This window comes from Blautia pseudococcoides (genome assembly GCF_001689125.2).
Lineage (GTDB): Bacteria > Bacillota > Clostridia > Lachnospirales > Lachnospiraceae > Blautia > Blautia pseudococcoides.
On record NZ_CP015405.2, the window covers coordinates 447,569 to 473,738 of the forward strand.

Genomic DNA, 26,170 nt, shown 5'->3' on the forward strand with positions numbered 1-26,170 from the left:
AGTAGCGGGAGTAGGATTTGAACCTACGACCTTCGGGTTATGAGCCCGACGAGCTTCCAGACTGCTCCATCCCGCGTTACATATTTAAGTATATTCAGTATAGTCCCTTTTTATACTAATGTCAAGGAAAGAATGTGACGGTAGGCTAAGGATAAACGCTCCCAGATCTCCGGCAGCCCGCCGCTCAAAGGAGAAGGGCACCGGGGGACGGGACGGTTTCACTGCACACATTTGAAAAAAACATTCAGTTTCCCCCACAACTATGATACAATAAAATAAAAAACAACCAGCACACCAACAGCAGAAAGGCAGGAAAACAGATGGCGGGAAAATGTATCCTATGCGGTGGAAAATTAAGAAATGGAATCTGCACAGAATGCGGTATGAACAACAATAAGACGGATTCCGCATACCGTTCCCAGCTGAACCGCAATCATTGCGGGAGTGTCCCTCTCACCCATGTCCATGGGGAAGAGAACGCAGAGCCTTACAAAAAGCCGGCTCTGAATCACCCCCGTCAGCAGGAACGCAGCCCTTCGGACCAGGACGGGAACACAGCAAAAAAAGAAATGGGAGCCGGCACAACTCCAAGAAAATATACTTCAAACAATGGAAATACCAACAACACAGTAAACTTCAACAGCTTTCGGGAGACGCCCAAAAGACCGGGGGCCACAGGTATGTCTGCATTTAACACCCCCCGGAGCGGCAGCAAAACAGGGCTTACCTTAGTTGTGGTCGCTGTCCTTGCCGGTATTATCCTGGTGGCCATAGGCTATGAGAACAGGACAGAAGAAAGTATAACAGCGGAAAAGATTTTTGAGGACCCGGATTACCAGGACCCTTTTGACTACCAGCAGCCCTATGACTATCAGCAGCCTTATGATTACCCGGAATACACTTTTGATCCCTATCAGTACACCACCAAGGAACTGGCACCGGAAGGGGAAAACTGGGAGACAAATTTAGGCGCCGGTGCATATGTGGTGGGATATGATATCCCGGAAGGCCGGTATATAGCCAGTGCAGGGGAGGGAATGCGCCTGGAAGTGGCTGATATGGACAGCAATGTATGGTTCAGTGAGTATTTTGGGGAGAATGATAATGAAGTGCTGCAGCTAGATGATGTGAGATTATTCACAGGTGCCATCGTCACGGTAAACGGCGGCGGAAATATACATATAGCATCAGAGAACGCACAGGCGGCAGCGGTTGTAACGCCTCCCGCAAACCCGCTGACAGAGGAGATCACCCTGACAGACAGCATGGTGGCAGGAGAAGATTTCCCGGAAGGGACCTATGATATCGTCATGGCAACAGACGATTTTGGAATCGTCTCCTATGAGCTTCCAAAGGAACAGGGGAAGGACTATGGGCTGAACTTCAGCTTTCTGATGGACGCGGAACCGAGCGCGGATTATCCGGATTATACCAAGGAATACAAGAACGCGGTACTTCCAAAGGGCACCACGGTTACGGCGGATGGGCTCACCGTAAAACTGGTTCCCAGCGCCAGGATCATTTCTGAGGACTACCAAGCATTTTACCATAACTACAATTGATAGGAGACACTCATGAGCATGAAGAATAAAAAGAAGACCACATTCGGAGGCGTACTGCGGAATATTATCCTGATTGCAGCTATCTGCGTATTCCTTTTTTCTGCGTACCAGCTTGTCAATATTTACCTGGAGTATAAAAAAGGAACAGACGAATACGACAAGATCAGGGAATATGTAAAAGAAACGGAGACGAAAAAAGAAGACCCAAAGGATGGACCGGAAGACCAGGAGGAGGAAAAGGAGGAGCTGATCGGCCCCCAGATCGACTTTGCCGGTCTCAAAGAGATCAATCCTGACATTGTGGGATGGATCCAGATGGAAGCCCTTGACGTGAGTTATCCTATTGTGAAGGGGAAGGATAATGACCATTACCTCCACTATACCTTTGAGGGGCAGCAGAATGCAGCGGGCGCCATTTTTATGGAGCACACAAACAACAGCAATTTTGAAGACTGCAACACCATCATTTATGGACATAATATGAAAAACGGATCCATGTTCGGCACGTTCCGCACATTGCACCAGCCGGAAAACCTGACCAGCCCATATCTGTGGATCTGCCTGCCGGATAAGAGTTACCGCTATGAGATTTTCACTGTGCACACCACATCCGCCACTGGTGACACGTACACACTTTTCAGCGCTCCGGATGACCAGTTTACACAGTATTTGAAAAAAATGCGGGATGCCTCAGAGTTTGAGGTGGGTACAGAGCCCACAAAGGATGACAAGATCGTGACACTTTCCACCTGCACCGGAAATGACGCAACCAGATTTGTGATTCAGGCCAGGCGCCTGCCGGAGGTATATAAATAATGGAAGAGACAGAAAGACTGCAGGAGATTATTTTAAAGAGCAGCAATATTGTATTTTTTGGAGGGGCAGGAGTTTCCACGGAGAGTGGGATACCTGATTTCAGAAGTGTGGACGGCCTTTATCACCAGCAGTGGGATTATCCGCCGGAGACTATTTTAAGCCACACCTTTTTTATGAGAAAACCGGAAGAATTTTATCGTTTTTATAAAGCCAAGATGCTCTGTGATACCGCAAAACCAAATACAGCACATTTAAAACTTGCGGAGCTTGAAAAAGCAGGAAAACTGAAGGCTGTCATTACGCAGAACATAGACAATCTTCATCAGATGGCAGGCAGCCGCAATGTGCTGGAACTGCACGGGAGTGTGTACCGCAACCACTGTATGAAATGCTGTACATCCTATGATTTTGCCTATATGAAGGCTGCAAAGGGAGTGCCCAAATGTGAAAAATGCGGCGGTATTATCAAACCGGATGTGGTCCTCTATGAGGAGGGCCTTGACCGCAAGACACTCAACAGGTCTGTGCAGGCCATTTCAAACGCGGAAGTTTTGATCATCGGGGGAACCTCCTTGGCAGTCTATCCGGCAGCATCCCTGATTGATTATTTCACCGGGGAGCATCTGGTGGTCATCAACCGGGATGCCACACCCAGGGATAAAATGGCAGATCTTGTGATCAACCAGCCCATTGGCCGGGTGTTCTCACAGATTCGTGTGGAATAAACCAGAATAGACAGACAGAAAGGAAACCAGATATGGGTTACAATTATGAAGTTGGAGATATTGTAAAACTGAAAAAACAGCACCCCTGCGGAAGCCAGGAATGGGAAATCCTCCGGGTGGGTGCTGATTTTCGACTGAAATGCACAGGATGTGGTCATCAAATCATGCTGGCCAGGAGAATTGTGGAGAAAAATACCAAAGATTTGAAAAAAAAGGCTTGAATATCCAGGTGTGATGTGTTAGAATGAATCCTCGTGATATATTATTTATCCTTGCTCTCTGCTTAACAGAGGGCCAGAAGACCATAAGGAGGTAAAACAGCATGAACAAATATGAATTAGCATTAGTCGTTAATGCGAAAATTGAAGATGAAGCTCGTGCAGCAGTTGTGGAAAAAGCGAAAGGCTACATCACCCGTTACAACGGAGTTATTTCCGAAGTAGAAGAATGGGGCAAAAAAAGATTAGCTTACGAAATCCAGAAAATGCGCGAAGGATACTACTACTTCATCCAGTTTGAATCTGATGCAGCATGCCCTGCAGAAGTAGAACGTCACATTCGCATCATGGACAATGTATTAAGATATTTAGTTGTCAGAAAAGACGCTTAATTTTTTCTGAAGGCACAAAACGCGGATCCATTTAGAGTTATGAAAGTAGATTTCTGATTCCCGATACTATGTGCAAGGTAAGAAATGATGAGGTAGAGATATGAACAAAGTAATTTTAATGGGTCGTTTAACCAGAGATCCTGAGGTGAGATATTCCGCAGGAGAAAACTCTATGGCAATTGCCAGATATACAATCGCTGTTGACCGCCGTTTCAAGAGAGACGGGGAAGCCAGCGCAGACTTTATCGGATGTGTGGCTTTTGGAAGACAGGCAGAATTTGCAGAAAAATACTTCCGTCAGGGTATCAAAATCGCTATCAGCGGCAGGATCCAGACAGGCAGCTATGTGAACAAGGACGGCGTGAAAGTCTATACCACAGACGTTGTGGTTGAGGATCAGGAGTTCGCCGAGAGCAAAGCAGTCAGCGACAGCCATGCGGGACAGGCTGGCGGACAGGGAATGCAGGGCATGGGAATGCCTTCACCGACACCTGGTGCAGCATCCTCTGCAGACGGATTCATGAATATTCCGGACGGAATTGACGAAGAGTTACCGTTCAACTGATAAAGGACGGAATTTGATTAGGAGGTAAAAAATCATGGCTTACGAAAAAGGTAACAGACCGGATTCTCCGATGAAGAGAAGAGGCGGACGCAGAAGAAAAAAAGTTTGCGTGTTCTGTGGAAAAGAAAATAACGAGATCAACTACAAAGATGCAAATAAATTAAAAAGATATGTCTCTGAGAGAGGAAAAATCCTTCCGAGAAGGATCACAGGAAACTGTGCAAAACATCAGAGAGCTTTAACTGTTGAGATTAAGAAAGCAAGACATTTGGCGATCATGCCTTATGTTCAGGACTGATCTGCATACAGAAGCATAGGAAATGAAGCGCCGCTGCGTTGTGCAGCGGCGTTTTTTGCTGTAAAAAAAGCTTCGCGGCCGGGAGAGCGCGCGCTTTTTGGTTTCATCGCACCTAAAAACGTGTTATAATAGGCACATCGGATGCGTTCGGTTATACAAAGGAAAGTGAGGCAGGTACATGAATTACAAGATTTTAATTGCTGAGGATGAACAGGACATTGCGGAACTTTTAAAACTCTATCTTGAGAATGAGGGCTACCGTGTCTTTCGGGCCGGCAATGGCGTGGAAGCACTGAAGATTGTGGAGAGGGAAGATATCAGTCTGGCTGTGCTCGACGTTATGATGCCTAAGATGGATGGATATGAGCTTACCAGGCGTATCCGGGAAATCAGCAATATTCCTATTTTGATTCTTTCCGCCAGGGATAAGAGCAATGATAAAATCCTGGGACTGAATCTGGGAGCTGACGATTACATGGCAAAGCCTTTTGACCCTCTTGAGATTGTGGCAAGGGTGAATTCCAATCTACGACGGTTTTATCAGCTAAACGCAGAGAAGCCCAAACGTGAGGAAACCTATATTTTGAAGGTGGGAGATTTGAGTCTGGACACGCAGACGCTGGTTCTGAAGAAAAAGGGCGAGGAGGTTCTCCTGACACCAATGGAATATAAAATTTTGGCTCTTCTTATGAAAAAGCCGGGTGCCATTTATACAAAGGTACAGATTTACGAGAGTACCAGCGGAGAATATTTTGAGAGCGATGACAACACCATCATGGTCCACATCTCCAATCTCAGGGATAAAATAGAAGATAACCCCAAAAATCCACGTTACATAAAAACCATAAGGGGAGTAGGCTATAAGATTGAAGACAGATAAGAGAAAAACGGGAAGTTTTCTGGCTCTTCTCATACAAAACTATGTGGGATTTACCTTGACCATACTCTGTATCCTGGCATTGATCTCTGCTGCTATCAACAAAGGGTTTGAAAGACGGCTTGATCTGCCCAGTGCCGATGCCCTGGAAGCAAACGAGGGACTGCTGGAGGAAGGAAACTATGATGCGTTTCCCTGCCGGAAAGTCCTGGGGCCAAAAGGTGATTTTGTGGTATTGGATGAGAATCTGCATACGGTTTATAAGAGCAGTGAGAAGATGGAGGAATCCTTCACTGCCACGGAATTATACTGTATTCCGGAAATGACACTGTGGGAATATACGGAGACCACCACATTTACGAATCAGGAGGGGAAAAAACAGATCCTGGTGAAACGGTACGGGGAAGTGATGTCAGAAGACAAGGAAACATATGAAGAGACAGAGAGCTTCATGATCTTGGATGAGAATTACAGAGTGCTGACCAATACCATGGATTTCCCGGCGCAGCAGTTTGGAGAGCGGGAACTGCAGTATATGACGGACTCCGTCTCCGCGTCCTATGGATATCAGAAACATACTTTCACAGGGGAGGACGGCAGGAAATATACGGCAGTCTTCAAATACAAAAAAATAGATGATCCCAGTTACCGCCACATTGTCTCTGCTCTGGAACGGCTCTGGCTTCTGACAATTCCGCTGTATATTATCGTAGTGGCAGTCTTTGTGCTGAAGCTGAACCGGAAAGTAAAGGTTCCGCTCACATCCCTGAGCAGGACCATCACCCAGTACCAGCAGGGGGAGAAACCCAGCACAGAGTACAGAGGACCAAATGAGTTTGTAGAGATTGGGGATGATTTTGTCAGGCTTGCCGCCCGTCTCAACGAGAGTGAGGAGAAACGTCTGAAAGCAGGTATGGACAAGCAGAAAATGCTGGCCGATATATCCCATGATCTAAAAACGCCTATTACAGTTATCCAGGGATATGCCAGGGCTATCTGTGACGGCGTGATACCAGAGGACAGGAGGGATCAGTATCTCAGAACCATCTATTTAAAATCCTCGGCGCTCAATGAACTGATCAATACCTTTTATGAGTACAGTAAGCTGGAGCATCCGGATTTCAGCCCGGTGCTGAAAAGAGAGAATATCTGCGAATTCTCCAGAGAATACCTGGCGTCCAAGTACAATGAGATCGCTCTTGCCGGATTTGAACTGGAGGCGGATATTCCTGAAACGCCTCTGTACTGTCATATTGATTCCCAGCAGCTCAGCCGTGTTTTTGAAAATATCATTGCCAATGCGCTGAAGCATAATTCGGAGGGGACGATACTGCGCTTTGCCATTGCTGCTGAGGGGAACAGCGTAAAGATCAGTATATCCGACAACGGGAAAGGGGTTCCCCCGGAGATCGCAGATGTTATCTTTGAACCCTTCACTGTGGGGGACGAGTCCCGCAACAGCAGGCAGGGAACCGGCCTGGGACTTGCCATCGCAAAAAAAATTGTGGAATCCCATAAAGGGTACATCAGCCTTTCCAAGCATCCGGAAGAAGGGATGTCCACGGAATTTATTATATGGATGAAAACGTCATAAGGTTTTCTCAGTTTTGAATGCAGCCTGTTTTTATTGGAACAGGCTGTTTTTTGTCTTATTTTCTGTTGTCAATTTGCACAAAAATGACGGCTGCAATTTAAAGTTGTGCATCCCCGCATTTGATGGTATAATGTTAAAGTACATTTTCATCCGGCAAGGCATAATAGGAGACCGGACAAAGTAGAGAAATTGGCAGGTAAGAGGATATGAATGGGAAAATTAAGATTAAAGGTCAGTTGAAGCTGTACATGCAGTGGCCGGTAATTCTGGCAGTCCTTCTGATTCTCATGGATATTAGTGTGTTCCGCATCAACAGGCGGGCTGGCGCTGTTGCCAGTGGATTTTTGGCTGTTTATTTGCTGATAGTTATTTTCTTATATCACCACAGCCGTGCCATCATCATGAATGAGCTGATCTCTTTTGCTACCCAGTACGGGCAGGTACAGAGAAGCCTGCTGAAGGAATTTATTGTTCCTTATGCGCTGCTGGACAGCAAGGGAAAGCTGATGTGGATGAATGATGCATTTTCCGCCTTGTGTGAAAAGCCACGGAAGTATAGAAAATCAATCACCACCCTGTTTCCTGAGATCAAAGTGGACACTCTGCCGAAGGAGGATGCGTCTGAAGTAGTGTTCCAGTTCGCTGAGAAGGATTACCGTGCATCCATGCGCAGAATTTCTATCCAGAAACTACTGGAAGATTCAGGCTTGGTGGAGGCAGAGGACGAGAATTTCCTCACAGCACTTTATCTCTTTGATGAGACAGAGATCAACGGTTACATCCGCAGGACAGAGGACGAAAAGCTGGTTACAGGGCTTCTGTATCTGGACAATTACGACGAGGCACTGAATAGTGTGGAAGAAGTGCGCCGTTCGCTTTTGGTTGCCCTGATAGAGAGAAAGCTGAACAAGTATTTCAGTGAGGTGGACTGTCTTGTGAAAAAGCTGGAAAAGGACAAGTTTATTCTTGTTATGCGCCAGCGCTCTCTGGAGGAACTGAAGAAGAAGCGGTTCAATATTCTGGAGGATGTAAAGACTGTCAACATTGGAAATGATATGGCTGTGACGATCAGTATCGGTATCGGTATCAATGCGCCCAGCTATGCGCAGAATTATGAGTATTCCAGGATCGCCATTGACCTTGCCCTTGGACGCGGCGGTGACCAGGTGGTTATCAAGGACAAAGAGAGCATGACATATTTTGGCGGGAAATCCCAGCAGATGGGCAAGAATACCCGTGTAAAGGCCCGTGTAAAAGCCCATGCACTGAAGGAGTTCATGGTTGCCAAGGATAAAGTGGTGGTCATGGGACACAAGATTTCAGATGTGGACTCCATCGGCGCCGGGATCGGTATCTACAGGGCAGCAAAATCCCTGAATAAGAGGGCACATATTGTTGTAAATAATCCGACCATGTCTGTGCGTCCCATCATTGAGAATTTTATGAATAATCCGGATTATGATGAGCATATGTTTGTGGACAGTGCAGAAGCAATTGACATTGTGGACAACAACACTGTTGTGGTTGTGGTGGATACCAACAAGCCAAGCTATACGGAGTGTGAGGAGCTGCTTTCCAAGACTAAGACGATCGTGGTTCTGGACCATCACCGCCAGGGTGCGGAGGTGATTTCCAACGCGGTGCTTTCTTATATTGAGCCGTTTGCATCTTCGGCCTGTGAAATGGTTGCGGAGATTCTGCAGTATTTCTCTGACGATATCAGAATTTACAACATAGAGGCGGATGCCCTTTACTCCGGCATCATTATTGATACCAACAATTTCACGGCCAAAACTGGCGTGAGGACTTTTGAAGCTGCTGCGTTCCTGCGCCGCTGCGGCGCGGATGTGACCCGGGTGCGCAAGATGTTCCGGGATGATGTGGCTTCCTACAGGGCGAAAGCGGAGGCGATCCGTCATGTGGAGACTTACCGGAACTATTTTGCTATTGCGGTCTGCCCGAGCCAGGGTGTGGACAGCCCCACCATCGTGGCATCCCAGGCGGCCAATGAACTTTTGAATATCAGCAGTGTGCGGGCATCTTTTGTGCTCACAGACTACAACCATACCATTTATTTCAGCGCCCGTGCCATTGATGAGGTGAATGTACAGCTTATCATGGAACGTCTGGGCGGCGGAGGTCACATTAATATGGCCGGAGCACAGCTAAAGGATGAGGAGATGGAGATCGCCATCATCAAACTGAAAGAGACCATTGACCAGATGATAAAGGAAGGAGACATAGAGATATGAAAGTAATTTTAGTAGAAGACGTAAAATCCCTGGGGAAGAAGGGTGACATTGTAAATGTAAGCGACGGATATGCCAGGAACATGCTGTTTCCCAAGAAACTGGGACTGGAGGCTACATCCAAGAACATCAATGATTTAAAACTCCAGAGAGCCCATGAGGACAAAGTGGCAAAAGAGCAGCTTGACGCGGCACAGGCTTTCAAGGCGGAGCTGGAGACAAAAGAAGTGACGGTATCCATCAAAGTAGGGGAAAATGGCCGTACTTTTGGTTCTATCTCAACAAAAGAGCTGGCTGAAGCGGCAAAAGAGCAGCTTGGATATGACATTGATAAGAAGAAAATGCAGCTTTCTTCCCCGATCAAAGAGCTGGGTACCACAAAAGTACCCATCCGTCTGCATCCTAAAGTGACAGCAGAGCTGAAAGTCGTTGTGAAGGAAGCGTAAGCCTTCCAAAGGAAAGGAGCCATAACCTGTCATGGATGAAGCACTTATAAAGAGAATCATGCCCCACAGCATTGAAGCGGAGCAGTCGGTTATCGGTTCCATGATCACGAACAAAGATGCCATTGTGACCGCATCAGAGATCATTACAGGTGATGATTTTTATCAGCAGCAGTACGGCATTGTCTTTGAGGCCATGGTGGAGCTCTTCAATGAGAACAAACCTGTGGATCTGGTCACACTGCAGAACAGGCTGAAGGAACTGGATGTGCCGCCTGAGATTTCCAGCATGGAATTTGTGGGGGAACTGGTGGCAGCAGTGCCTACCTCTGTGAACGTAAAGTATTATGCGGAGATTGTGTCTGAAAAGGCAATGCTGCGCAAACTGATCAAGACCACAGAGGAGATTGCCAATACCTGTTATCTTGGCAATGAGCGGACCCAGGATATTCTTGAGATCACAGAAAAGAAGATTTTTGACCTGGTACAGAGGAAGAGCAGTGATGAATTTGTACCTATAAAAGATGTGGTCCTGAATGCCATTGAGAAGATTGAGAAGGCGTCCAGGACAAAGGGGAGTGTTACCGGTATCCCCACAGGATTTATTGACCTGGATTACAAGATGTCCGGTTTTCAGCCATCAGACCTGATTCTGGTAGCTGCCAGGCCCTCCATGGGTAAAACGGCGTTCGTACTGAATATTGCCCAGTATATGGCATTTAAAAGTGGTGTTACCACGGCGATCTTCAGTCTGGAGATGTCAAAGGAACAGCTTGTAAACCGTCTGCTGTCCTTGGAGTCAAAAGTGGATTCCCAGAGTATTCGTACAGGTAATCTGGAGGATGAGGACTGGGCAAAGCTGATCGAGGGCGCTAATATTATTGGGTCATCCAATATGATCATTGATGATACACCGGGTATTTCCATTTCGGAGCTGCGGTCAAAGTGCAGGAAGTATAAGCTGGAGCAGAATCTTGGAGTTATTTTTATTGACTATCTGCAGCTGATGTCAGGAAGCGGCAGAAGTGAATCCCGGCAGCAGGAGATATCTGATATTTCCAGGTCCCTGAAGTCGCTGGCAAGGGAACTGAGCGTGCCGGTGGTGGCGCTGTCCCAGTTGAGCCGTGCCGTGGAACAGAGGCCGGACCACAGACCTATGCTTTCTGACCTTCGAGAGTCAGGGGCGATTGAGCAGGATGCCGATGTTGTTATGTTCATTTACAGGGATGATTATTATAATAAGGATTCTGAGAATAAGAATATTGCGGAGATCATTATTGCTAAACAGAGGAATGGTCCGATTGGGACGGTGAATTTGGTTTGGCTGCCGAATTATACGAAGTTTGTGAATATGAAGAAATAGTTGGGAAAGGTTCTGTGGCCGGGGCGGCCATGGGGCCTTTTTTGTGTTGGTGGGTGCTTAGGGTGGACGGGAAATGAGAAGGAAGGGCAGTGCTGAAGATGGGGTTGACAATGGGAAAGAGAAGTGATATATTTGTCTTATTAAGAGATAAATATATCACTTTTGGGAGGATGGATAATGAGGAAGAGGAATTGGAGAGGGATTGTGCTGATAGGGTTTATTTTGGCGGAGTTTTTGGCCGTGGGGTTTGATGTGGCTATCAATGGGAGCAGGATCGTGAAGCCGATAGATTTTGGGAGTTATGTGTTTCGGGGGTCGGATCTGCCTTTGATGGCAGTGACGGTGGGATTAGTTTGTTATGTGGTGTATTTGGTGATTCATATGGTAGCTGCAAATTTTAGAAAGGGCGGGACGGCTGTTAAGGGAGTGACCAGGAAACTGAATCCAAAGCATGGGTGGTTTGGAATTTTTGGATTTTTTGGGTTTGTTGGGATTCCCGCCTATGTGATGCAGGGACAGGTTTGGCCGTTTTTCTTTTTTGCGTTTTTTGGGTTCTTTGGATTTTTTTATGAGGCAAAGATGAGCTGTACGTTGATGGATGAAAGATTTAAGGAGGAACAAACAAGAGCACAACTGGTTTCTTATAAGACGGGTTTTGGACTTCTGTGGGTGGTGGCCTGGTTTATGGGAATGGCAGGAAGCCATATTGGAATTACCTATGTGGCACTTATTTTTACAGTGTCCTCTTCCCTGATCATTGCCCTGGTTCTCTTTTTGAATAGCTATCTTCTGTACAAATATGATACGGAGGAAGCAGAGTAATATGGGCATACAAGGATTTTCGTGTAATCTGAAAAAATACCGTCTGCTAAAGGACATGACTCAGGAACAATTGGCAAACGCCGTAGGTGTCCGCCGCGAAACTATCATGCGGCTGGAAAAAGCCCAGTATAACCCGTCTTTAAAACTGGCAATAGATATATCAAGAGTCGTAGAGACTCCCATAGAGGAACTCTTTATTTTTGATTGACCAGACTTTTTCTTTTTCTTTTCAATAATTACCGCAGAGAAAACCAGGGGAAGAAGGGGGAGGGAAACTGCGGAACGCTTCGCGCCCCAGTTTCCCTCCCGCCCTCTCTTCCCCGTCCGTCTCTCTCACCTAAATCCTCTTCCCTAACATCTCCGGATTGGAAGCATGGCCCAAAGCCTCATGCCTGCTGATCCTGCCTTCTTTCACCAGCCGTTGCAGACTGGCATCCATAGAGATCATATCGCCCCCGGCCGAAGAATAAATAAGCCCATCAATCTGATGTACCTTATTCTCCCGGATCATATTTTTAATAGCCGGGGTTGTCTTCATGATCTCAAATGCGGGAATCAGCGTCTCATTTACATCAGGCACCAACTGCTGTGATACTACAGCCCGTAGCACTGAGGAGAGCTGCACAGCGATCTGCCGCTGCTGATTGGGCGGAAAGACATCAATAATACGGTCTATGGTATTTGCAGCCCCCAGGGTATGCAGGGTGGACAGTACCAAATGCCCGGTTTCGGCGGCTGTCATAGCGACTGCCATCGTCTCATAATCTCTCATTTCCCCCAATAGGATCACATCCGGACTCTGCCGCAGGGAGGCTCTTAAAGCCATAATATAACTTTCTGTATCCGTGTTGATCTCGCGCTGGCTCACAATACTCTTTTTATGGCTGTGCAGGAACTCCAGAGGATCCTCCAGCGTAATAATATGCTTTTCCTGTGTCTTATTTATAGCGTCAATGATACATGCCAGTGTGGTGGACTTTCCACTACCTGCAGGACCTGTAACAAGGACAAGCCCTTTATTCATATTCCCCAGTTCAATGATAGAATCCGGAATCCCTAAATCCGATGGATTGGGAAGCTGGAATGTGATGACGCGGATGACAGCAGCCATGGAACCTCTCTGTTTGTAAGTGCTCACCCGGTAACGGGAAAGTCCTCTCACAGCGAAGGAAAAATCATCATCCCCTGTCTCCAGAAAGCGGTTGATATCCCGGCTGTCTGCCAGTTGGTAGATTTCACGTATCATGGATTCCGACTGGGCCGGCATAATCTTGTCAGTTCCCATGGTGATAAGGGAACCGTTCTTTTTGTATGAGAGCGGCAGACCTGCTACAATAAAAAGGTCTGAGGCACCGGTATTGGTGGTGTCAGTTAAAAATGTTAGTGCATCCATTGCTGTTTCCTTTCCTGAGTTATTTGTCGCTTCCGTATACAGGCAGTGTTTCATCCGGCTGCCATGTCTCTGTATTTACAAGCTTCCAGCTCTTGATCTGATAATAACTGTCCCCCTCCTTTAAATCTTGGGGCAGGAGGAGGGACACAGACAATTCCTGTTTTGATCCTGCAGGCACATGATATTCTATTTCCCTCTGGGAAGAGAATACGATCCCCTCTGTATCTTCCAAAGCGGTTTTTACATGCTGCAGGTACGCCTCCGTATTTCCATAAAGCGTATACTGTTCCTCCAGACATTTGTCAATGGTCATGAGGATTTCATTTGCCTTGTTTTCCGCTTCGTAGTAATCTTTGGTATGCTCCGCATTCTTTTTGCTCAGACGGTAATCCGAGCGGGCGCTGACAAGAGAGAGTACAGCAAAAGTTATCATGCAGAGCAGGACAAAGATCAGCAGGATAGAGGATGTGCCTACCCCCAGTATGGGTTTTCTGCTTTTTTCCATTTTGCGGACTCCTTTCTATTAAGCTGTCCCGGCTTTGCGGGCTATGGGGATTTTGATGGACAGATGGTAAAGACTGTCACCGTCAAAGTTTGTGAAGTCTATCCGCGCTTCTCTGCTGTGTGTGGAGGCGGTCTGTTCAATATAGAGATAATAGGCTGCGTCCTTCTGGGCGCAGGTTTCCCCGTTTTGGTCGTAACACAGGTAAATGATCCCGTCCGTTTCCATTGCTTCAGGCAGAAGTGCTTTCACTGCCTCATAGGAGCCGTCTGTGTGGGCCAGTACCTCAGCAGCACTGGAGGCGTAACTGGAGCCAAGGGTCAGTTCCTTTGCCGATTGACTCATAAAATGCGCTTTTACAAAAACCTGGATACACACAGCGCTGGCCAGGGAAAAGAATAATATTGCAAGGATCAGTTCGATCAGAAACAGACTGGACCTTGTATTTTGCCGTTCTCTCACTGGAATCTCCTTTCTGACAGATCACTCACTTTGTACATGGATCAGCAGGGACAGAGAATGTTTCTGCCTGTCTGCTGCCGTGAACCGAAAAAGGCCCTTGGATGCCTCCTGGATAGTAAAATCCGTTACTTCCAGTATGGATTCGCCCTGGGATTTCTTTGGCTCTTTCTCTTTTTGGGTAAAAAGTTCTTTTAAATATCCCCCATCCTCGTAAATATAGGCGGCATATTCCTTGTCCTCTATGGTCTCCAGAAAAATCAGGGCATTCCTGTCCTCCACTTTTCCCAGAAAAATGCTGCCGGATTCATCGTGCTGGCGTACTTTTTCAGCTATATAGGAGAGGGACGTGCGTGTGGTGTAATTGGCGTCCATATGGGCGGCTGTGGATTTGTATACATGTGCTCCTATGAGCACTACAGCCAGCGCAGAGGCGGCGAATACGCAGAGCAGTCCAAGGGTGAAGAGGACATCTATAAAATGTTTCTGGTTCCGGCTGGGATTCATGGCGCCACCTCCCTGTTGTTTAATGGTATGACATCGACATCCGGCATCAGGTTGGAGCCAACCACCTCATATGTGACCAGGTATTTGTCATGGTCATAAGTGATCCCGTAATGCTCTTCCAGGTAAGTGAGGCTCTCCGGGTAACTCCCCTCCACGGCGTAGCAGTGCACAGCGCTTTTGATGACAGCCTGTTTCAGGCTTCGTTCCTCCTCCTTTTGTGTGGCAAAGGAGACAGAAGACATGCCGTAGAACAGAAAACACATCAGACATAGGAATACAAGGGCGGGCAGAAGCAGTCTGTGAAAGGGACGGCGCTTTTCAGTTTGAAATCGGTTCATATGACAGCCCCCTTTATCCGATGCTGGACATGATTCCCATGAGCGGGAGCATGACAGACAGAAGAATCATGCCAACCACCACAGACAGAACAGCCACCAGAGTCGGCTCCAGTTTGGATACAATACCGGATATCCGTTCATTTACTTCCTCGTCGTACTGGACGGCTATCTGACGCATCACATCATCCATGGCACCTGTGCGGAAACCGATATTGACCATGCGCGCATAAAGCCCGGAGAAAATCCCGGCTTTGGAAAGCGCTTCCGAAAATCCGGTGCCCTCCGAGATCAGGTCCCTGGCCGTTTGGATCTTTTCCTGCATGACAGGGTGGTCGGTGAGGCGCGATACCATTTCAAGACTCTGGTCTGTATCCAGGCCGCTGCTAAGGGCCAGGGACATGCCGCTTGCAAAACGCGCAGCCGCTATGTTTTCCGAAAGGCCTTTGGTCAGGAAAAATCGTCCGGCAAAGTTTTTAAGAGACTGCCGCCCTTTGCCGGTGCAGGAAAAATAGAAAAACAGTACGATCACTACAGCGGCAAGCAATAGGAACACCAGGGCATACCGGTTCATAACCTGTCCCAATCCCATAACGCTTCTGGAGATGCCGGTAAGGCCCGTACCAAGCTGTTCAAATACCTGCTCAAAGATAGGCATGACCTTTGTGACCAGTACCAGTACAACGGCCAGCATCATGAGGATCATAACCAGAGGGTAGGTGACAGCGCTTTTAATATTTTTGGAAATGGCATCCTCCCGCTCATAATGTTCGGAAAGGGCTGACATGACATCATCCAGACGGCCTGCCTGCTCTCCGATCTCTACCATATTACACAGATATTTGGGGAAGACTTGCGCTTCCTCCAGGGAGGACCAGAGACAGCCTGTCTGTTCTATCTGCTCCAGGACTGTTTTGAGGATCTGCTGCCCTTCCTCCTGGGGTGCATCCTCCAGCATAATGGTAAGCCCCTCAGTGGAGGAGATGCCGGAGCGGAGAATGAGAGCCATCTGGCTGCAGAAGGTTGAGAGTTCATTGTTGGATAAAACTTTCATGCTGCTCCTTTCTAACGGGTATACCGTACGGTATAATTACTTCCGTCACCAATGTATTTTAATATCTTTTTGCTGTTTTTATTACTGGAGGCAAAGGTGGGATCCATGCGCTTCCAGCTCTTTCCATCGAATTCAATAATATTGTCGATCCATCCCACATCCTTGATGTATACACTGATCCACGCGTGATATACCTTGCCGGAATAGCCGATTTCCAGCTTTGTGGGAATATCCTGGGAGCGCAGCATTGCGGTCATCAGGGAGGCATAGTCAAAGCAGATGCCTTTGCAGGAGGAAAGGGTCTCGTCCAAATCCGGCAGATATCCGTTTGGGACGGTCTTGGCTTTCTCCTCGTCATAGGATATGGTCTCTATGACATAATTGTAGATATCCGCCACAGCATCCAGATCGGAGGAGGCTGTCTTAACCTGTTCCTGAGCAGTTTTCACAGCCTGGCTTTCCGGGGTGAAATCCACATACTGGTTAGGATACAGGTAGGGAATAAATCCGCTCTCCAGCTTTACATCAATGGTTTCGCTGTAGAGTGCTGCATATTTGTCACCTGTAATATTTTCATATGTGCTTATGGTGTATGAACCGTCCCCGGAAGTGAGGGGCATGGTCACATAGGGACCAGAGGTTATGAAATATTTGTAATTAATGCCGTCAGGGCCGTCTATCTGGATATTGGCCTTGGCTGCATCCCCTGTATACCGGGCCATAATGTAGCCCTGGTCTGTGTGGGAAACGTCGATGATCAGGGGTTCTGCCCCCAGTACGGCGGTTCCTGACGCCTGGGGTACATGGACATTCGGCGTATTGGGGCGTACCGTTTCTTTTTTCTCTGCTTGGGAAGTGCTGGGTTTTTTTGTGGAGCCGGACGATGCGCTGGCGGCGGAACAGGAGGCCAGGATCAGTGCGGGACACAGAACAGCTAAAATGCCGCATAGCAGATGGAATATACGGTTGTGAGTCATACGGGACCCTCCTCGTGTCTGCTGCTTCTTTCGTTCTGAACAATTGTTTTAATCATATCATTTTTTCCTTCATAAAGCAATATGAGGGAAAAGTTATGGAATTTGATATTGTAATATGGGACTAAATTCGATAGAATAGAAATAGTTATGCATACTGGGAACCTTTTAGCCTACTGCTGAGAGGAGATATGCTGTAATGAAAAAGAAGATTTGTTTCGGACTGCTTGTGCTGTCCGCGTTGTTTATGTCATCCTGTCAAAAACAGGAGGAAACACTTCTGCTGTCCGGGGAACGGCCGGAGCAGGAGGAAAGTGTACCGAAGGAGTCTGCAGAGTCAAAAGGAAAGGAAGATTCCGAAAAAGAACCGGATGTTCCCAAAGAGGAGGCGGCCCCACAGCAAATCTGTGTATTCCTGTGCGGCGCAGTAAACCAGCCGGGTGTGTATTACCTGAAAGAAGGAGCGCGGCTCTATGAAGGGATCGCTGCTGCCGGAGGTTTTGCTGAGGCGGCAGATGAGGACTGGTGGAACCAGGCGGCTGTCCTGTCGGATGGCAGCCGGATTCAGATCTATACCAGGGAAGAGACCGAGGCATTTCGGCAGGCCGGACAAGACCCGGAAAGAGACGGGGGAGAAATGGATTTGCCGGGAAACGGTGCAGCGTCTGATGCGGCAAATTTAGCAGAAGCCCAAGGCACCGTAAATATCAACACAGCAACCCAGGAGGAACTGCAGACAGTTCCCGGCATCGGGGAGGTAAAGGCAAAAGCAATTCTCGCCTACCGGGAAGAATACGGGGAGTTTTCATCTGCGGAGGATATCCAGCAGGTGCCCGGCATCAAAGGCAAGACCTACGAAAAAATAAAAAACTATATTTCTTACTGAGATATAGTCCGGTATAACGGGCAAACTTAAGGATGAGGAGATAATTAAATGAGTAAAAGAGTTTTAGTTGTGGATGATGAGAAATTGATCGTAAAGGGAATCCGTTTCAGCCTGGAGCAGGATAATATGGAAGTGGACTGCGCGTACGATGGGGAGGAAGCGCTGGAGAAAGCCAGGGAGAACAATTATGATATGATCCTTCTGGATATTATGCTTCCCAAGATGACAGGCCTGGAGGTCTGCCAGCAGATCCGTGAATTTTCCCAGGTACCCATCATTATGCTGACTGCCAAGGGCGAGGACATGGATAAGATACTGGGGCTTGAATATGGTGCGGATGACTATATTACCAAGCCGTTTAATATTCTGGAGGTGAAGGCCCGTATCAAGGCCATTATGCGCCGGACCAAAAAAGACGAGAAGCAGGCAGAGCGTACCGGTTCCCTCACAGTGGGAGACCTGCGTCTGGACTGCGAGAGCCGCAGGGTTTTCATTAGCGATAAGGAAGTCAATCTGACCGCAAAGGAGTTTGACGTTCTGGAACTTCTTGTAAAGAATCCGAACAAGGTTTACAGCAGGGAGAATCTGCTGAATCTGGTGTGGGGTTATGAATATCCGGGGGATGTGCGCACGGTTGACGTCCATATCCGTCGTCTGAGAGAGAAGATCGAGGAGACTCCCAGTGAGCCAAAGTATGTACATACCAAGTGGGGTGTGGGATATTATTTTCAGGTATAAGGAAAAAGGGAGTCTGTGAAGTTGTTTGGAAAAAAAATAAAACATACATTTTTTAAGAGTCTGCGGTTTCGGATCCTGCTGATCCTCATTGTCATCGGAATTGTTCCCAGCATTATTGTGGAAAATGTCATTGTGAACAGTTATGAGAACCGGGCTGTGGATATCAGGATTGTCAATGTAAAGAACCAGTGCGACATTCTGGGCAACCAGCTCATGAGAGAGGATTATCTGAATCATCCGGAGTCTGAGGTGATCAATAATGAGCTTTCCATGCTCTCTGCCATCTATAATGGCAGGATACTCATTATCAATGAGGATTTCAAAGTCATTAAAGATACATTTGATATCGACGTGGGAAGATATGTGCTCTCTGAGGAGGTTATCCGGTCCTTTGAGGGGGAAAAGAATACACCTCATTATGATGAGAAGAACTCTTATATTGAGCTTACAAGCCCGCTGACCGTTCCGGGAAAGAAAAAGGTCAAGGGTGTAATGCTCATGAGTATTTCCACCAGCGAGATCGCAGACAGCGTTGATATGCTGGAGCAGAGGGGGAATCTCCTTCTCATTGCCATCTGTCTCCTTGTGGTGGTGTTCGGATACTTTCTTGCCGGTGTTTTAGTGAAGCCATTTTCCAGGGTCACCAAGTCCATTGAGGATTTGACGGACGGATATCTGGATGAGGAGATCTCTGTTCCCGACTATACAGAGACAGAGCTGATAACCAATGCTTTCAACAAGATGTTGAGCCGCATGAAAGTCCTGGATGAATCCAGGCAGGAGTTTGTATCCAATGTGTCCCATGAGCTGAAGACGCCTATGACCTCCATGAAGGTTCTGGCGGATTCCCTGGTGGGCCAGGAGAATGTGCCTGTGGAGCTGTACCAGGAGTTTATGCAGGATATCGCTGTGGAGATAGACAGGGAGAACAAGATCATTACAGACCTTCTTTCCCTGGTGAAGATGGACAAAAAGGCATCTGACTTAAATATTGCTGAGGTTAATATCAACCAGCTTCTGGAAAATATCCTGAAGCGGTTAAAGCCTATTGCTGAGGCAAAGCAGGTGGAACTGATCCTGGAGAGCTACCGGCCTGTAGTGGCGGAGGTGGATGAGGTGAAGCTGAGCCTGGCTTTGTCTAATCTGGTGGAGAATGGGATCAAATACAATACAGAGGATGGCTGGGTGCGTGTGACACTGAATGCTGACCATAAATATTTTTATGTGTCTGTTGCGGACTCCGGCATTGGAATCCCGGAGGAGAGCATTGACAGGATATTTGAGAGATTTTACCGGGTGGACAAATCCCATTCCAGAGAGATCGGCGGCACGGGCCTTGGCCTTGCCATCACCAGAAATGCCATTGTTATGCACAGGGGCGCTGTAAAAGTAAAAAGTGAAGAGCATAAAGGAACCACCTTCTCTGTGAGAATTCCTTTGACCTATATTGCTTAAAAGGAGGTGGCAGCATTGAAGAAAATAAGACTTATGGGTCTTCTACTTTTAGCCGTATGCGTTCTGGCAGGCTGCGGGAAGCTGAAGGAGCAGAATGATACAGAGAAAGCAGAATACCGCATGTATTACCTGTCCCCCACGGAGGAAGCCCTGGTGGAGGATGACTATGTACCAGAAGAACGGGTGACTGCCAGCATGGTAAGTGAGATGGCAAAAAAGCTGACAGAGCCTGTGGACAGTGACGATTATGTAAAACTGCTTCCGGACGATGTGAAGATCCGGGAATATGAATTTGACGGGCGGGGCGTCGTGCTGAATTTTAATGACGCCTACTCTAAAATGAAGAATACCAGGGAGATCCTTGTGCGGGCAGGAATCGTAAAATCCTTCACCCAGATTCCGGGAGTCATCAATGTGACTTTCCTGGTGGGCGGTGAGCCGGTGACAGATTCTAACGGCAATGCCTATGGTGCCATGGACAAGGACACTTTTGTGGAAAATGAAGGGGAGAACCCCAATTCGTATGTCTATGCAGATGTAAATCTGTACTTTGCAAACGAGGCCGGCGACAAGCTGGTGAAGGTGACAAACGGCGGCGGGTATTACAGCATAAATGTGCCGCTGGAGAAAAAAATCGTGGAGTTACTGATAAAAGGTCCGCCCAGCGATTCGGATGCCCAGCCCACCATTGCAAAGGATACCAAGATTTTAGGGGTATCTATTGTGGAGGGTGTGTGCTATGTGAATCTGGACAAGACCTTTATGAACCAGAGTATGAATGTACAGCAGGAGCTGCCGGTTTATTCCATTGTCAACTCCCTGATGGATGCGTGCAAGATACATGGCGTGCAGATTTCCGTGGAAGGAGAGACAAAGGTCACGTTCCGGGAGAGTATGAGCCTGGATAAACTTTATAAGGCAGATTACAGTTTAGTGGAGGATACATCAGATGAGTAAACGGCCTCTGTGTGCCTTTGCCCTGCTTTTCATGGCAGTCATCTGGTGTCTGAACCTGGCGGGAGTTCCCTTTTTCGGGAATGCTCCCCCGGTTCTGCCAAACGGCTGCAGCCCGGACCATGCGGTGCTTGAGGGCAGGGTTTATGAGACAAAAAGCAATTCTTTTTATACCACTCTATATATCAGACAAGTAAAAATTCTAAATGATCCTGACAAATATTCCATAGAACAGGTAAAAGTGAATATCAAAAATGATCTGGCGGACAATACCGTCAGGCCGGGCAGGAAAGTGCGCCTTACCGGTGATCTGCGGCAGATTCCCCTTCCTTCCAATCCGGGGCAGTTCAATGAAAGGAGCTATTATTATGCCAGGAAGATCAAATGGTATCTGGAGGGCAGCAGCATGAAAGCGTTTCCGCCGGATGCCTGGTCTTTTGCTGCGCTGCGCTGCCAGGCAAAGAGTTTCCTGAGAGACAAGATACTGGAACTGGCACCTTTTGACACCGGAGGGATTTTCTGCGCCATGCTGCTGGGGGAAAAGCAGGAGATTGGTAAGGAGGATCAGTTGTTGCTGAAGCTGGACGGAGTTCTTCATATTGCTGCCATCAGTGGCACCCATCTTTCTTTTCTGGGATGGGGGGTGTTCCGGCTGCTGCGGAAACTGCGTGTGCCGGTGGCAGCTGCAGGGGGGATTTCTGTAATGCTGATGGTACAGTACGGGATATTTACGGGGAGCAGTGCCTCTGCGATGCGCGCTGTGATCATGTTTTCTCTTGCAGTGGGGGCCATGGCGGCAGGCAGGACATACGATCTGCTCTCCGCTCTGTCGCTGTCGGCAGTGCTGCTGCTTCTGGAAAGTCCGGGATATCTGTATGACAGCGGATTCCTATTGTCTTTTGGAGCTATTCTGGGGCTGGCTGTGGTCTGTCCCGCATTTTCGGAAAGGAAAGAAAAAAGAAAGGCGGCAATGGCACTGAAATCCGGTCTGGCTGTGCAGCTTGCCACGGTTCCTATACAGATGTATTTCTTCTATGAACTGCCTGTATTTGGGATTCTGGTGAACCTGCTGGTGCTGCCTACGGTGGGGATCGTGCTGGCTTCCGGGGTATTCGGGTGTCTGGCAGGCCTGGCAGTTCCGTTTTTGGGCGGGCTTTTCATGCTACCCGGAGCCTTTTTTCTAAAGATGTATCTTTTTATCGGACAAATTTTGAGACAGATCCCTTTTGCTTCTGTGATAACAGGCAGGCCCTTCATGTGGAAAATTCTGCTGTATTATATTTTACTGGCAGTGTGGGTGGGGCGGGGCGGAAAGGGGGAGAAAAAGCGGCATATTCTGCTGCGGTATCTTCCCCTGGTTCTGGGCATGTTTCTGCTCTTCGTAAAGATACCGGACAGAAAACTGAGGATCACCTTTTTGGATGTGGGCCAGGGGGATTGTTCTGTGGTTATGCATGAGGGAAAAACTTATGTCGTCGACGGCGGGAGCAGCAGTGTGTCCGGTGTGGGAAATTACAGGATACTGCCTTTTTTAAAATGTATGGGAATCCGGAAGATTGACGGTATTTTTCTTTCCCATATGGATGATGACCATATAAATGGAATCGGAGAGCTGCTGGAGGCCATCAGAAACAGGGAGACAACTCTGCGGATAGAAAAAATTTTTTTATCTGAGTGCGGAGACAAACAGGAGAAGCTAAAAGCAATAGAGAAGACAGGGCGTGAGGCAGGATGCCGGATTTTATATCTCTATGGAGGGGACAGGATCAAAAGCAGAGAGATGGAACTGCGCTGTCTTTATCCCTTTGAGAATACAGAGGGAGACAACAACGAAGCCTCCCAGGTTCTTCTGCTGTCTCTGGGGGATTTTAGGGCGCTTTTTACCGGAGATATGGAGGGCGCAGGAGAAACAGCAGTCACGGAGGCCCTGGAGCAGAAACAGATAGAGGCGCAGGTACTGAAAGTGGCGCATCACGGCTCAAAGAATTCCACATCCGTCCGTTTTTTGGAAGCGCTGAAGCCTGCTGCCGGCATCATATCCTGCGGGGTGGATAACCGCTACGGACATCCCCACAGAGCGCTGACCGAAAGGCTTTTACAGGAAACGGTGAAAGTATTTCAGACAAAAGAACTGGGAGCCGTATTTCTGGTCACGGATGGAAAAAGAACAGAAGTATCTTTTCAGTATAAAAAATCCATGGTAAACTAGAGAGTATCTGATCTGCACAGGAGTTTGGATGCGCAGCAAAAGGAGTAACTATAATGAAAAGTTTACAGGAAGACATAAAAAACCAGGATTTCAAAAAGGCCTATCTTTTCTGCGGGGAGGAGGCCTATCTGAAACAGCAGTATAAACATAGAATGAAGGCAGCCCTGCTGCCGGAAGATGACAGCATGAATTTTTCCCTGTTTGAGGGAAAAAAGACAGAGCCTAAAAGCGTGATTGACCTGGCGGAGACCATGCCTTTTTTTGCTGACCGCAGAGTGATCATGCTGGAAGACACGGGATTTTTCAAAAGCCAGTGTACGGATCTGCCGGAGTATATGGCGGAACTGCCGGATTACCTCTGCATGATTTTTGTGGAGGATGAAGTGGATAAGCGCAGCCGGATGTACAAAGCAGTAAAGAAGTACGGAAGAGTCGTGGAATTTGCAAAACAGGATTCCCAAACCTTGATCCGGTGGGTATTAAATATGATGAAGCGAGAAGGAAAGAAGATAACCCAGGGGGATATGGAACTTTTTCTGACAAAGACAGGGACAGATATGGGAAACATAGAAAAGGAGCTGGAAAAGCTTCTCTGTTATACCATGGGCCGGGATGTCATCACTGCCGGGGACATAGAAGCTGTGTGCACCACACAGATCACCAATCATATTTTTGACATGATCAAAGCCGTGACGGAGAAAAGGCAGAAGAGAGCACTGGATCTGTATTATGACCTGCTGTCCTTAAAAGAGCCGCCCATGAGAATTCTTTTTCTGCTTGCCCGCCAGTTTAATCTGATCATGCAGGTGAAAGAGCTTTCCAAGGAAGGATATGACCAGTCAGCCATTGCCAAGAGAACAGGACTCCAGCCCTTTGTAGTGAGAAATTATGCCGGTTATGCAAACAGGTACAGTACAGAGGATCTGCGGGCCACGGTGGAGGAATGTGTACAGACAGAGGCGAAAGTAAAGACAGGCTATATGAATGACGTGATGAGCGTGGAACTTCTGCTGGTGAAATTCAGCAGCTAGTACAGCGTTGCATAAGTCTTGCGCAACACTGTACTGGTGCTCCATCCTGCCGGAATCACACTGCAGGGGGCGTGTATCTGAAAATAGCGTTCGGTATTTGGGGACCGGAAAGGGGTATAAAAAAATCCCGGCTGATGACGGGCAGCCGGGATTTGTAAATTCAGTCTATAGGATTAGAGTGCGTTTACAGCTTTGGATAATCTGGAAACTTTTCTTGCTGCATTGTTTTTGTGGTAAACACCTTTGGATGCAGCTTTGTCGATTGTAGAGATAGCATTCAGCAGTGCTGCTGCAGCTGCCTCTTTATCTTTTGCTGTAACTGCTGCTTCTACCTTTTTGATAGAAGTTTTCACTGCTGATCTGATAGATTTATTTCTATCAGCCTTTGTTTTGTTCACTAAAATTCTTTTTTTTGCGGATTTAATATTTGCCAAACCGTACACCTCCAAAATTAATTTCTTCAATATTATTTTTATTCGTTACAATAAAAAGCCTGCGAACCCTGCTTTCTACCGTTTGTTATGGTTTTGTACCGGTTAGACACGGACACGCCGGTACCACATGCTTTTTTATTCTAGTTGATTTAAATGTAAATGTCAATACATAAAATCCCCCAAAATGCAAAAAATAGGCATAAATGTTACTGTTCACAGCTCTGTCAGGACAGAACTGCGAACAGCAGCAGGCTTCGCGGTGCACAGTTCTGCCCTTAAGGGTGCAAAATGCAATAACCTGCATTTGGGCGCTGGCTAACTCGGGATTTTGCTATGCAAAACGCTTCCCGGGATAGTACCTGTGAATAGAAGCATATAAATATCTGGAAAGGAAAGATTGATATGGCTTTAGGAAGAATACGCACGGACCTGGCACTGGAGACGAAAGAGAAATTCGAGGAGGACAATGTGGAAATCCGAGGTGTGATCATCGAGGAGGACTACAATGAGGAGAAAGATATCCGCACCACTACGGTGAAGATAGAGACAGAAAACGGAGCGAAAGCTATGGGACGTCCCCAGGGGGTTTATATTACACTGGAGGCACCCAACATGTCTGTGCCGGATGAGGATTATCACAGGGAAATTTCAAAGGAACTGGCAAAACACATTAAAAAGCTGGTACCTGTGGAAAAAGAACTGACTGCACTGGTGGTCGGGCTTGGCAACCGGGATGTGACGCCGGATGCTCTGGGTCCTGATGTGGTCTCCAATCTGCACATCACCAGACATGTCATCCAGGAATACGGTGTGCAGAGCATGGGGAAAGAGTATGCCAACAGTATCAGCGGTCTGGTTCCCGGCGTTATGGCCCAGACCGGTATGGAAACTCTGGAAATTATCCGCGGGGTGGTGGATGAGACAAAACCGGACGTGGTGTTTGCTGTGGATGCCCTGGCCGCGCGCAGCACAAAGCGTCTGAACCGGACCATCCAGATCACAGACACGGGCATCAATCCCGGCTCCGGTGTGGGAAATCACAGAAACGGGCTGAGCGAGGAAACCCTGGGGGTGAAAGTGATCGGCATCGGTGTGCCCACCGTAGTGGATGCCGCCACGATCGTGCAGGACTCTATGGCTCATCTGCTGGATACACTGGAAGAATCAGAGAAAAAAGAATTTCTTGAAGAAATGATCTCCCCTTCCCTGCACAGTATGTTTGTGACCCCAAAGGATGTGGATGAGACCATAAAACGCCTGTCATACACTATTTCCGAGGGGCTGAACATGGCATTCGAGCAGGCGTGACAACATC

29 protein-coding genes and 1 tRNA gene are annotated in these 26,170 nt (G+C 47.6%); 21 read left to right on the top strand and 9 right to left on the bottom strand.

From position 1 onward, the window contains the following. Positions 1-2: 2 nt before the first annotated feature. Positions 3-76 (bottom strand) — tRNA-Met (locus A4V09_RS02140). Between the two features lie 244 nt (positions 77-320). Here A4V09_RS02140 and A4V09_RS02145 point away from each other — a divergent pair. The 14 genes from A4V09_RS02145 to A4V09_RS02210 all read left to right on the top strand — a co-directional run bounded on the left by A4V09_RS02145 (position 321) and on the right by A4V09_RS02210 (position 12,132). Next, positions 321-1,562, top strand: a complete 1,242-nt coding sequence (locus A4V09_RS02145; protein WP_065540888.1) for a hypothetical protein — start codon at positions 321-323, stop codon at positions 1,560-1,562. An 18-nt stretch (positions 1,563-1,580) separates the two neighbouring features. After that, the gene (gene srtB / locus A4V09_RS02150; RefSeq protein WP_242963923.1) at positions 1,581-2,378 is read left to right on the top strand and encodes a class B sortase; all 798 of its coding nucleotides are present in this window, start codon (positions 1,581-1,583) and stop codon (positions 2,376-2,378) included. Next, entirely contained in the window at positions 2,378-3,103 is a 726-nt protein-coding gene (locus A4V09_RS02155) for an NAD-dependent protein deacylase (protein ID WP_065540890.1), read from the top strand. Before srtB ends, A4V09_RS02155 begins: the two co-directional genes overlap by 1 nt. A gap of 32 nt (positions 3,104-3,135) precedes the next feature. Next, positions 3,136-3,324, top strand: coding sequence for a DUF951 domain-containing protein (locus A4V09_RS02160; protein WP_018598535.1), 189 nt, complete (start codon positions 3,136-3,138; stop codon positions 3,322-3,324). Positions 3,325-3,425: 101 nt separating this feature from the next. Continuing rightward, the gene (rpsF, locus tag A4V09_RS02165; RefSeq protein ID WP_065540891.1) at positions 3,426-3,713 is read left to right on the top strand and encodes a 30S ribosomal protein S6; all 288 of its coding nucleotides are present in this window, start codon (positions 3,426-3,428) and stop codon (positions 3,711-3,713) included. Positions 3,714-3,813: 100 nt separating this feature from the next. Beyond that, entirely contained in the window at positions 3,814-4,278 is a 465-nt protein-coding gene (locus A4V09_RS02170; protein ID WP_065540892.1) for a single-stranded DNA-binding protein, read from the top strand. A gap of 34 nt (positions 4,279-4,312) precedes the next feature. Further along, entirely contained in the window at positions 4,313-4,576 is a 264-nt protein-coding gene (gene rpsR / locus A4V09_RS02175) for a 30S ribosomal protein S18 (RefSeq protein WP_065540893.1), read from the top strand. A 178-nt stretch (positions 4,577-4,754) separates the two neighbouring features. After that, the gene (locus A4V09_RS02180) at positions 4,755-5,456 is read left to right on the top strand and encodes a response regulator transcription factor (protein WP_065540894.1); all 702 of its coding nucleotides are present in this window, start codon (positions 4,755-4,757) and stop codon (positions 5,454-5,456) included. Then, the gene (locus A4V09_RS02185) at positions 5,443-7,047 is read left to right on the top strand and encodes a sensor histidine kinase (protein ID WP_065540895.1); all 1,605 of its coding nucleotides are present in this window, start codon (positions 5,443-5,445) and stop codon (positions 7,045-7,047) included. Before A4V09_RS02180 ends, A4V09_RS02185 begins: the two co-directional genes overlap by 14 nt. A 206-nt stretch (positions 7,048-7,253) precedes the next feature. Then, positions 7,254-9,299 (top strand): DHH family phosphoesterase, encoded by a 2,046-nt coding sequence (locus A4V09_RS02190; RefSeq protein WP_065540896.1) that lies wholly within the window; start codon positions 7,254-7,256, stop codon positions 9,297-9,299. After that, positions 9,296-9,742, top strand: a complete 447-nt coding sequence (gene rplI, locus A4V09_RS02195) for a 50S ribosomal protein L9 (RefSeq protein ID WP_065540897.1) — start codon at positions 9,296-9,298, stop codon at positions 9,740-9,742. The genes A4V09_RS02190 and rplI overlap by 4 nt, the downstream gene beginning before the upstream one ends. Before the next feature lie 31 nt (positions 9,743-9,773). Next, on the top strand, positions 9,774-11,102 hold the full coding sequence (gene dnaB / locus A4V09_RS02200; RefSeq protein WP_065540898.1) for a replicative DNA helicase: 1,329 nt from the start codon (positions 9,774-9,776) through the stop codon (positions 11,100-11,102). Between the two features lie 177 nt (positions 11,103-11,279). Next, complete coding sequence (locus A4V09_RS02205; protein WP_065540899.1) at positions 11,280-11,924, top strand: DUF3796 domain-containing protein; 645 nt, start codon at positions 11,280-11,282, stop codon at positions 11,922-11,924. 1 nt (position 11,925) lies between these two features. Beyond that, the gene (locus tag A4V09_RS02210; RefSeq protein ID WP_065540900.1) at positions 11,926-12,132 is read left to right on the top strand and encodes a helix-turn-helix transcriptional regulator; all 207 of its coding nucleotides are present in this window, start codon (positions 11,926-11,928) and stop codon (positions 12,130-12,132) included. Between the two features lie 129 nt (positions 12,133-12,261). Here A4V09_RS02210 and A4V09_RS02215 read toward each other — a convergent pair whose 3' ends face one another. From A4V09_RS02215 to A4V09_RS02245, 7 genes are read right to left on the bottom strand one after another with little or no spacing between them, the layout of a single operon-like run. Beyond that, positions 12,262-13,317, bottom strand: coding sequence for a type IV pilus twitching motility protein PilT (locus A4V09_RS02215; RefSeq protein ID WP_065544590.1), 1,056 nt, complete (start codon positions 13,315-13,317; stop codon positions 12,262-12,264). 19 nt (positions 13,318-13,336) lie between these two features. Beyond that, a complete protein-coding gene (locus tag A4V09_RS02220) occupies positions 13,337-13,822 on the bottom strand; it encodes a hypothetical protein (protein WP_065540901.1) in 486 nt (161 codons plus the stop codon). Positions 13,823-13,840: 18 nt separating this feature from the next. Continuing rightward, complete coding sequence (locus A4V09_RS02225) at positions 13,841-14,281, bottom strand: hypothetical protein (RefSeq protein WP_065540902.1); 441 nt, start codon at positions 14,279-14,281, stop codon at positions 13,841-13,843. Positions 14,282-14,302: 21 nt separating this feature from the next. Next, positions 14,303-14,785: a DUF4860 domain-containing protein gene (locus A4V09_RS02230; protein ID WP_065540903.1), complete on the bottom strand. Its 483-nt coding sequence runs from the start codon at positions 14,783-14,785 to the stop codon at positions 14,303-14,305. Further along, a complete protein-coding gene (locus A4V09_RS02235) occupies positions 14,782-15,123 on the bottom strand; it encodes a hypothetical protein (protein WP_065540904.1) in 342 nt (113 codons plus the stop codon). Before A4V09_RS02235 ends, A4V09_RS02230 begins: the two co-directional genes overlap by 4 nt. Before the next feature lie 13 nt (positions 15,124-15,136). Beyond that, positions 15,137-16,174 carry a type II secretion system F family protein gene (locus tag A4V09_RS02240; protein WP_065540905.1) on the bottom strand — a complete coding sequence of 346 codons (1,038 nt, stop codon included), beginning with the start codon at positions 16,172-16,174 and terminating at the stop codon, positions 15,137-15,139. An 11-nt stretch (positions 16,175-16,185) separates the two neighbouring features. Continuing rightward, a complete protein-coding gene (locus tag A4V09_RS02245) occupies positions 16,186-17,151 on the bottom strand; it encodes a transglutaminase-like domain-containing protein (protein ID WP_065540906.1) in 966 nt (321 codons plus the stop codon). Positions 17,152-17,347: 196 nt separating this feature from the next. Between A4V09_RS02245 and A4V09_RS02250 the strand changes: the two genes are divergently transcribed. From A4V09_RS02250 to holA, 6 genes are read left to right on the top strand one after another with little or no spacing between them, the layout of a single operon-like run. Next, entirely contained in the window at positions 17,348-18,034 is a 687-nt protein-coding gene (locus A4V09_RS02250; protein ID WP_065540907.1) for a ComEA family DNA-binding protein, read from the top strand. Between the two features lie 48 nt (positions 18,035-18,082). After that, positions 18,083-18,772 carry a response regulator transcription factor gene (locus tag A4V09_RS02255; RefSeq protein WP_065540908.1) on the top strand — a complete coding sequence of 230 codons (690 nt, stop codon included), beginning with the start codon at positions 18,083-18,085 and terminating at the stop codon, positions 18,770-18,772. Between the two features lie 21 nt (positions 18,773-18,793). Beyond that, the gene (locus A4V09_RS02260) at positions 18,794-20,227 is read left to right on the top strand and encodes a sensor histidine kinase (RefSeq protein ID WP_065540909.1); all 1,434 of its coding nucleotides are present in this window, start codon (positions 18,794-18,796) and stop codon (positions 20,225-20,227) included. A gap of 6 nt (positions 20,228-20,233) precedes the next feature. Beyond that, the gene (locus tag A4V09_RS02265) at positions 20,234-21,184 is read left to right on the top strand and encodes a GerMN domain-containing protein (protein ID WP_242963925.1); all 951 of its coding nucleotides are present in this window, start codon (positions 20,234-20,236) and stop codon (positions 21,182-21,184) included. Next, positions 21,177-23,390 (top strand): DNA internalization-related competence protein ComEC/Rec2, encoded by a 2,214-nt coding sequence (locus A4V09_RS02270; RefSeq protein WP_065540910.1) that lies wholly within the window; start codon positions 21,177-21,179, stop codon positions 23,388-23,390. Before A4V09_RS02265 ends, A4V09_RS02270 begins: the two co-directional genes overlap by 8 nt. Positions 23,391-23,443: 53 nt before the next feature. After that, positions 23,444-24,421 carry a DNA polymerase III subunit delta gene (gene holA, locus A4V09_RS02275; RefSeq protein ID WP_065540911.1) on the top strand — a complete coding sequence of 326 codons (978 nt, stop codon included), beginning with the start codon at positions 23,444-23,446 and terminating at the stop codon, positions 24,419-24,421. A gap of 173 nt (positions 24,422-24,594) precedes the next feature. On the opposite strand, the gene rpsT is transcribed toward holA, so the two are convergent. Beyond that, entirely contained in the window at positions 24,595-24,855 is a 261-nt protein-coding gene (gene rpsT / locus A4V09_RS02280; RefSeq protein WP_065540912.1) for a 30S ribosomal protein S20, read from the bottom strand. A 402-nt stretch (positions 24,856-25,257) separates the two neighbouring features. Between rpsT and gpr the strand changes: the two genes are divergently transcribed. After that, positions 25,258-26,163: a GPR endopeptidase gene (gene gpr / locus A4V09_RS02285; RefSeq protein WP_065540913.1), complete on the top strand. Its 906-nt coding sequence runs from the start codon at positions 25,258-25,260 to the stop codon at positions 26,161-26,163. The last annotated feature ends 7 nt before the right edge of the window (positions 26,164-26,170 follow it).

What these genes read in the sequence shown, in the direction of transcription:
- A4V09_RS02145 (WP_065540888.1), top strand. Translation starts at nt 321, where the DNA reads ATGGCGGGAAAATGTATCCTATGCGGTGGAAAATTAAGAAATGGAATC.
- srtB (WP_242963923.1), top strand. Translation starts at nt 1,581, where the DNA reads ATGAAGAATAAAAAGAAGACCACATTCGGAGGCGTACTGCGGAATATT.
- A4V09_RS02155 (WP_065540890.1), top strand. Translation starts at nt 2,378, where the DNA reads ATGGAAGAGACAGAAAGACTGCAGGAGATTATTTTAAAGAGCAGCAAT.
- A4V09_RS02160 (WP_018598535.1), top strand. Translation starts at nt 3,136, where the DNA reads ATGGGTTACAATTATGAAGTTGGAGATATTGTAAAACTGAAAAAACAG.
- rpsF (WP_065540891.1), top strand. Translation starts at nt 3,426, where the DNA reads ATGAACAAATATGAATTAGCATTAGTCGTTAATGCGAAAATTGAAGAT.
- A4V09_RS02170 (WP_065540892.1), top strand. Translation starts at nt 3,814, where the DNA reads ATGAACAAAGTAATTTTAATGGGTCGTTTAACCAGAGATCCTGAGGTG.
- rpsR (WP_065540893.1), top strand. Translation starts at nt 4,313, where the DNA reads ATGGCTTACGAAAAAGGTAACAGACCGGATTCTCCGATGAAGAGAAGA.
- A4V09_RS02180 (WP_065540894.1), top strand. Translation starts at nt 4,755, where the DNA reads ATGAATTACAAGATTTTAATTGCTGAGGATGAACAGGACATTGCGGAA.
- A4V09_RS02190 (WP_065540896.1), top strand. Translation starts at nt 7,254, where the DNA reads ATGAATGGGAAAATTAAGATTAAAGGTCAGTTGAAGCTGTACATGCAG.
- rplI (WP_065540897.1), top strand. Translation starts at nt 9,296, where the DNA reads ATGAAAGTAATTTTAGTAGAAGACGTAAAATCCCTGGGGAAGAAGGGT.
- dnaB (WP_065540898.1), top strand. Translation starts at nt 9,774, where the DNA reads ATGGATGAAGCACTTATAAAGAGAATCATGCCCCACAGCATTGAAGCG.
- A4V09_RS02205 (WP_065540899.1), top strand. Translation starts at nt 11,280, where the DNA reads ATGAGGAAGAGGAATTGGAGAGGGATTGTGCTGATAGGGTTTATTTTG.
- A4V09_RS02210 (WP_065540900.1), top strand. Translation starts at nt 11,926, where the DNA reads ATGGGCATACAAGGATTTTCGTGTAATCTGAAAAAATACCGTCTGCTA.
- A4V09_RS02215 (WP_065544590.1), bottom strand. Translation starts at nt 13,317, where the DNA reads ATGGATGCACTAACATTTTTAACTGACACCACCAATACCGGTGCCTCA.
- A4V09_RS02220 (WP_065540901.1), bottom strand. Translation starts at nt 13,822, where the DNA reads ATGGAAAAAAGCAGAAAACCCATACTGGGGGTAGGCACATCCTCTATC.
- A4V09_RS02230 (WP_065540903.1), bottom strand. Translation starts at nt 14,785, where the DNA reads ATGAATCCCAGCCGGAACCAGAAACATTTTATAGATGTCCTCTTCACC.
- A4V09_RS02235 (WP_065540904.1), bottom strand. Translation starts at nt 15,123, where the DNA reads ATGAACCGATTTCAAACTGAAAAGCGCCGTCCCTTTCACAGACTGCTT.
- A4V09_RS02240 (WP_065540905.1), bottom strand. Translation starts at nt 16,174, where the DNA reads ATGAAAGTTTTATCCAACAATGAACTCTCAACCTTCTGCAGCCAGATG.
- A4V09_RS02245 (WP_065540906.1), bottom strand. Translation starts at nt 17,151, where the DNA reads ATGACTCACAACCGTATATTCCATCTGCTATGCGGCATTTTAGCTGTT.
- A4V09_RS02250 (WP_065540907.1), top strand. Translation starts at nt 17,348, where the DNA reads ATGAAAAAGAAGATTTGTTTCGGACTGCTTGTGCTGTCCGCGTTGTTT.
- A4V09_RS02255 (WP_065540908.1), top strand. Translation starts at nt 18,083, where the DNA reads ATGAGTAAAAGAGTTTTAGTTGTGGATGATGAGAAATTGATCGTAAAG.
- A4V09_RS02270 (WP_065540910.1), top strand. Translation starts at nt 21,177, where the DNA reads ATGAGTAAACGGCCTCTGTGTGCCTTTGCCCTGCTTTTCATGGCAGTC.
- holA (WP_065540911.1), top strand. Translation starts at nt 23,444, where the DNA reads ATGAAAAGTTTACAGGAAGACATAAAAAACCAGGATTTCAAAAAGGCC.
- gpr (WP_065540913.1), top strand. Translation starts at nt 25,258, where the DNA reads ATGGCTTTAGGAAGAATACGCACGGACCTGGCACTGGAGACGAAAGAG.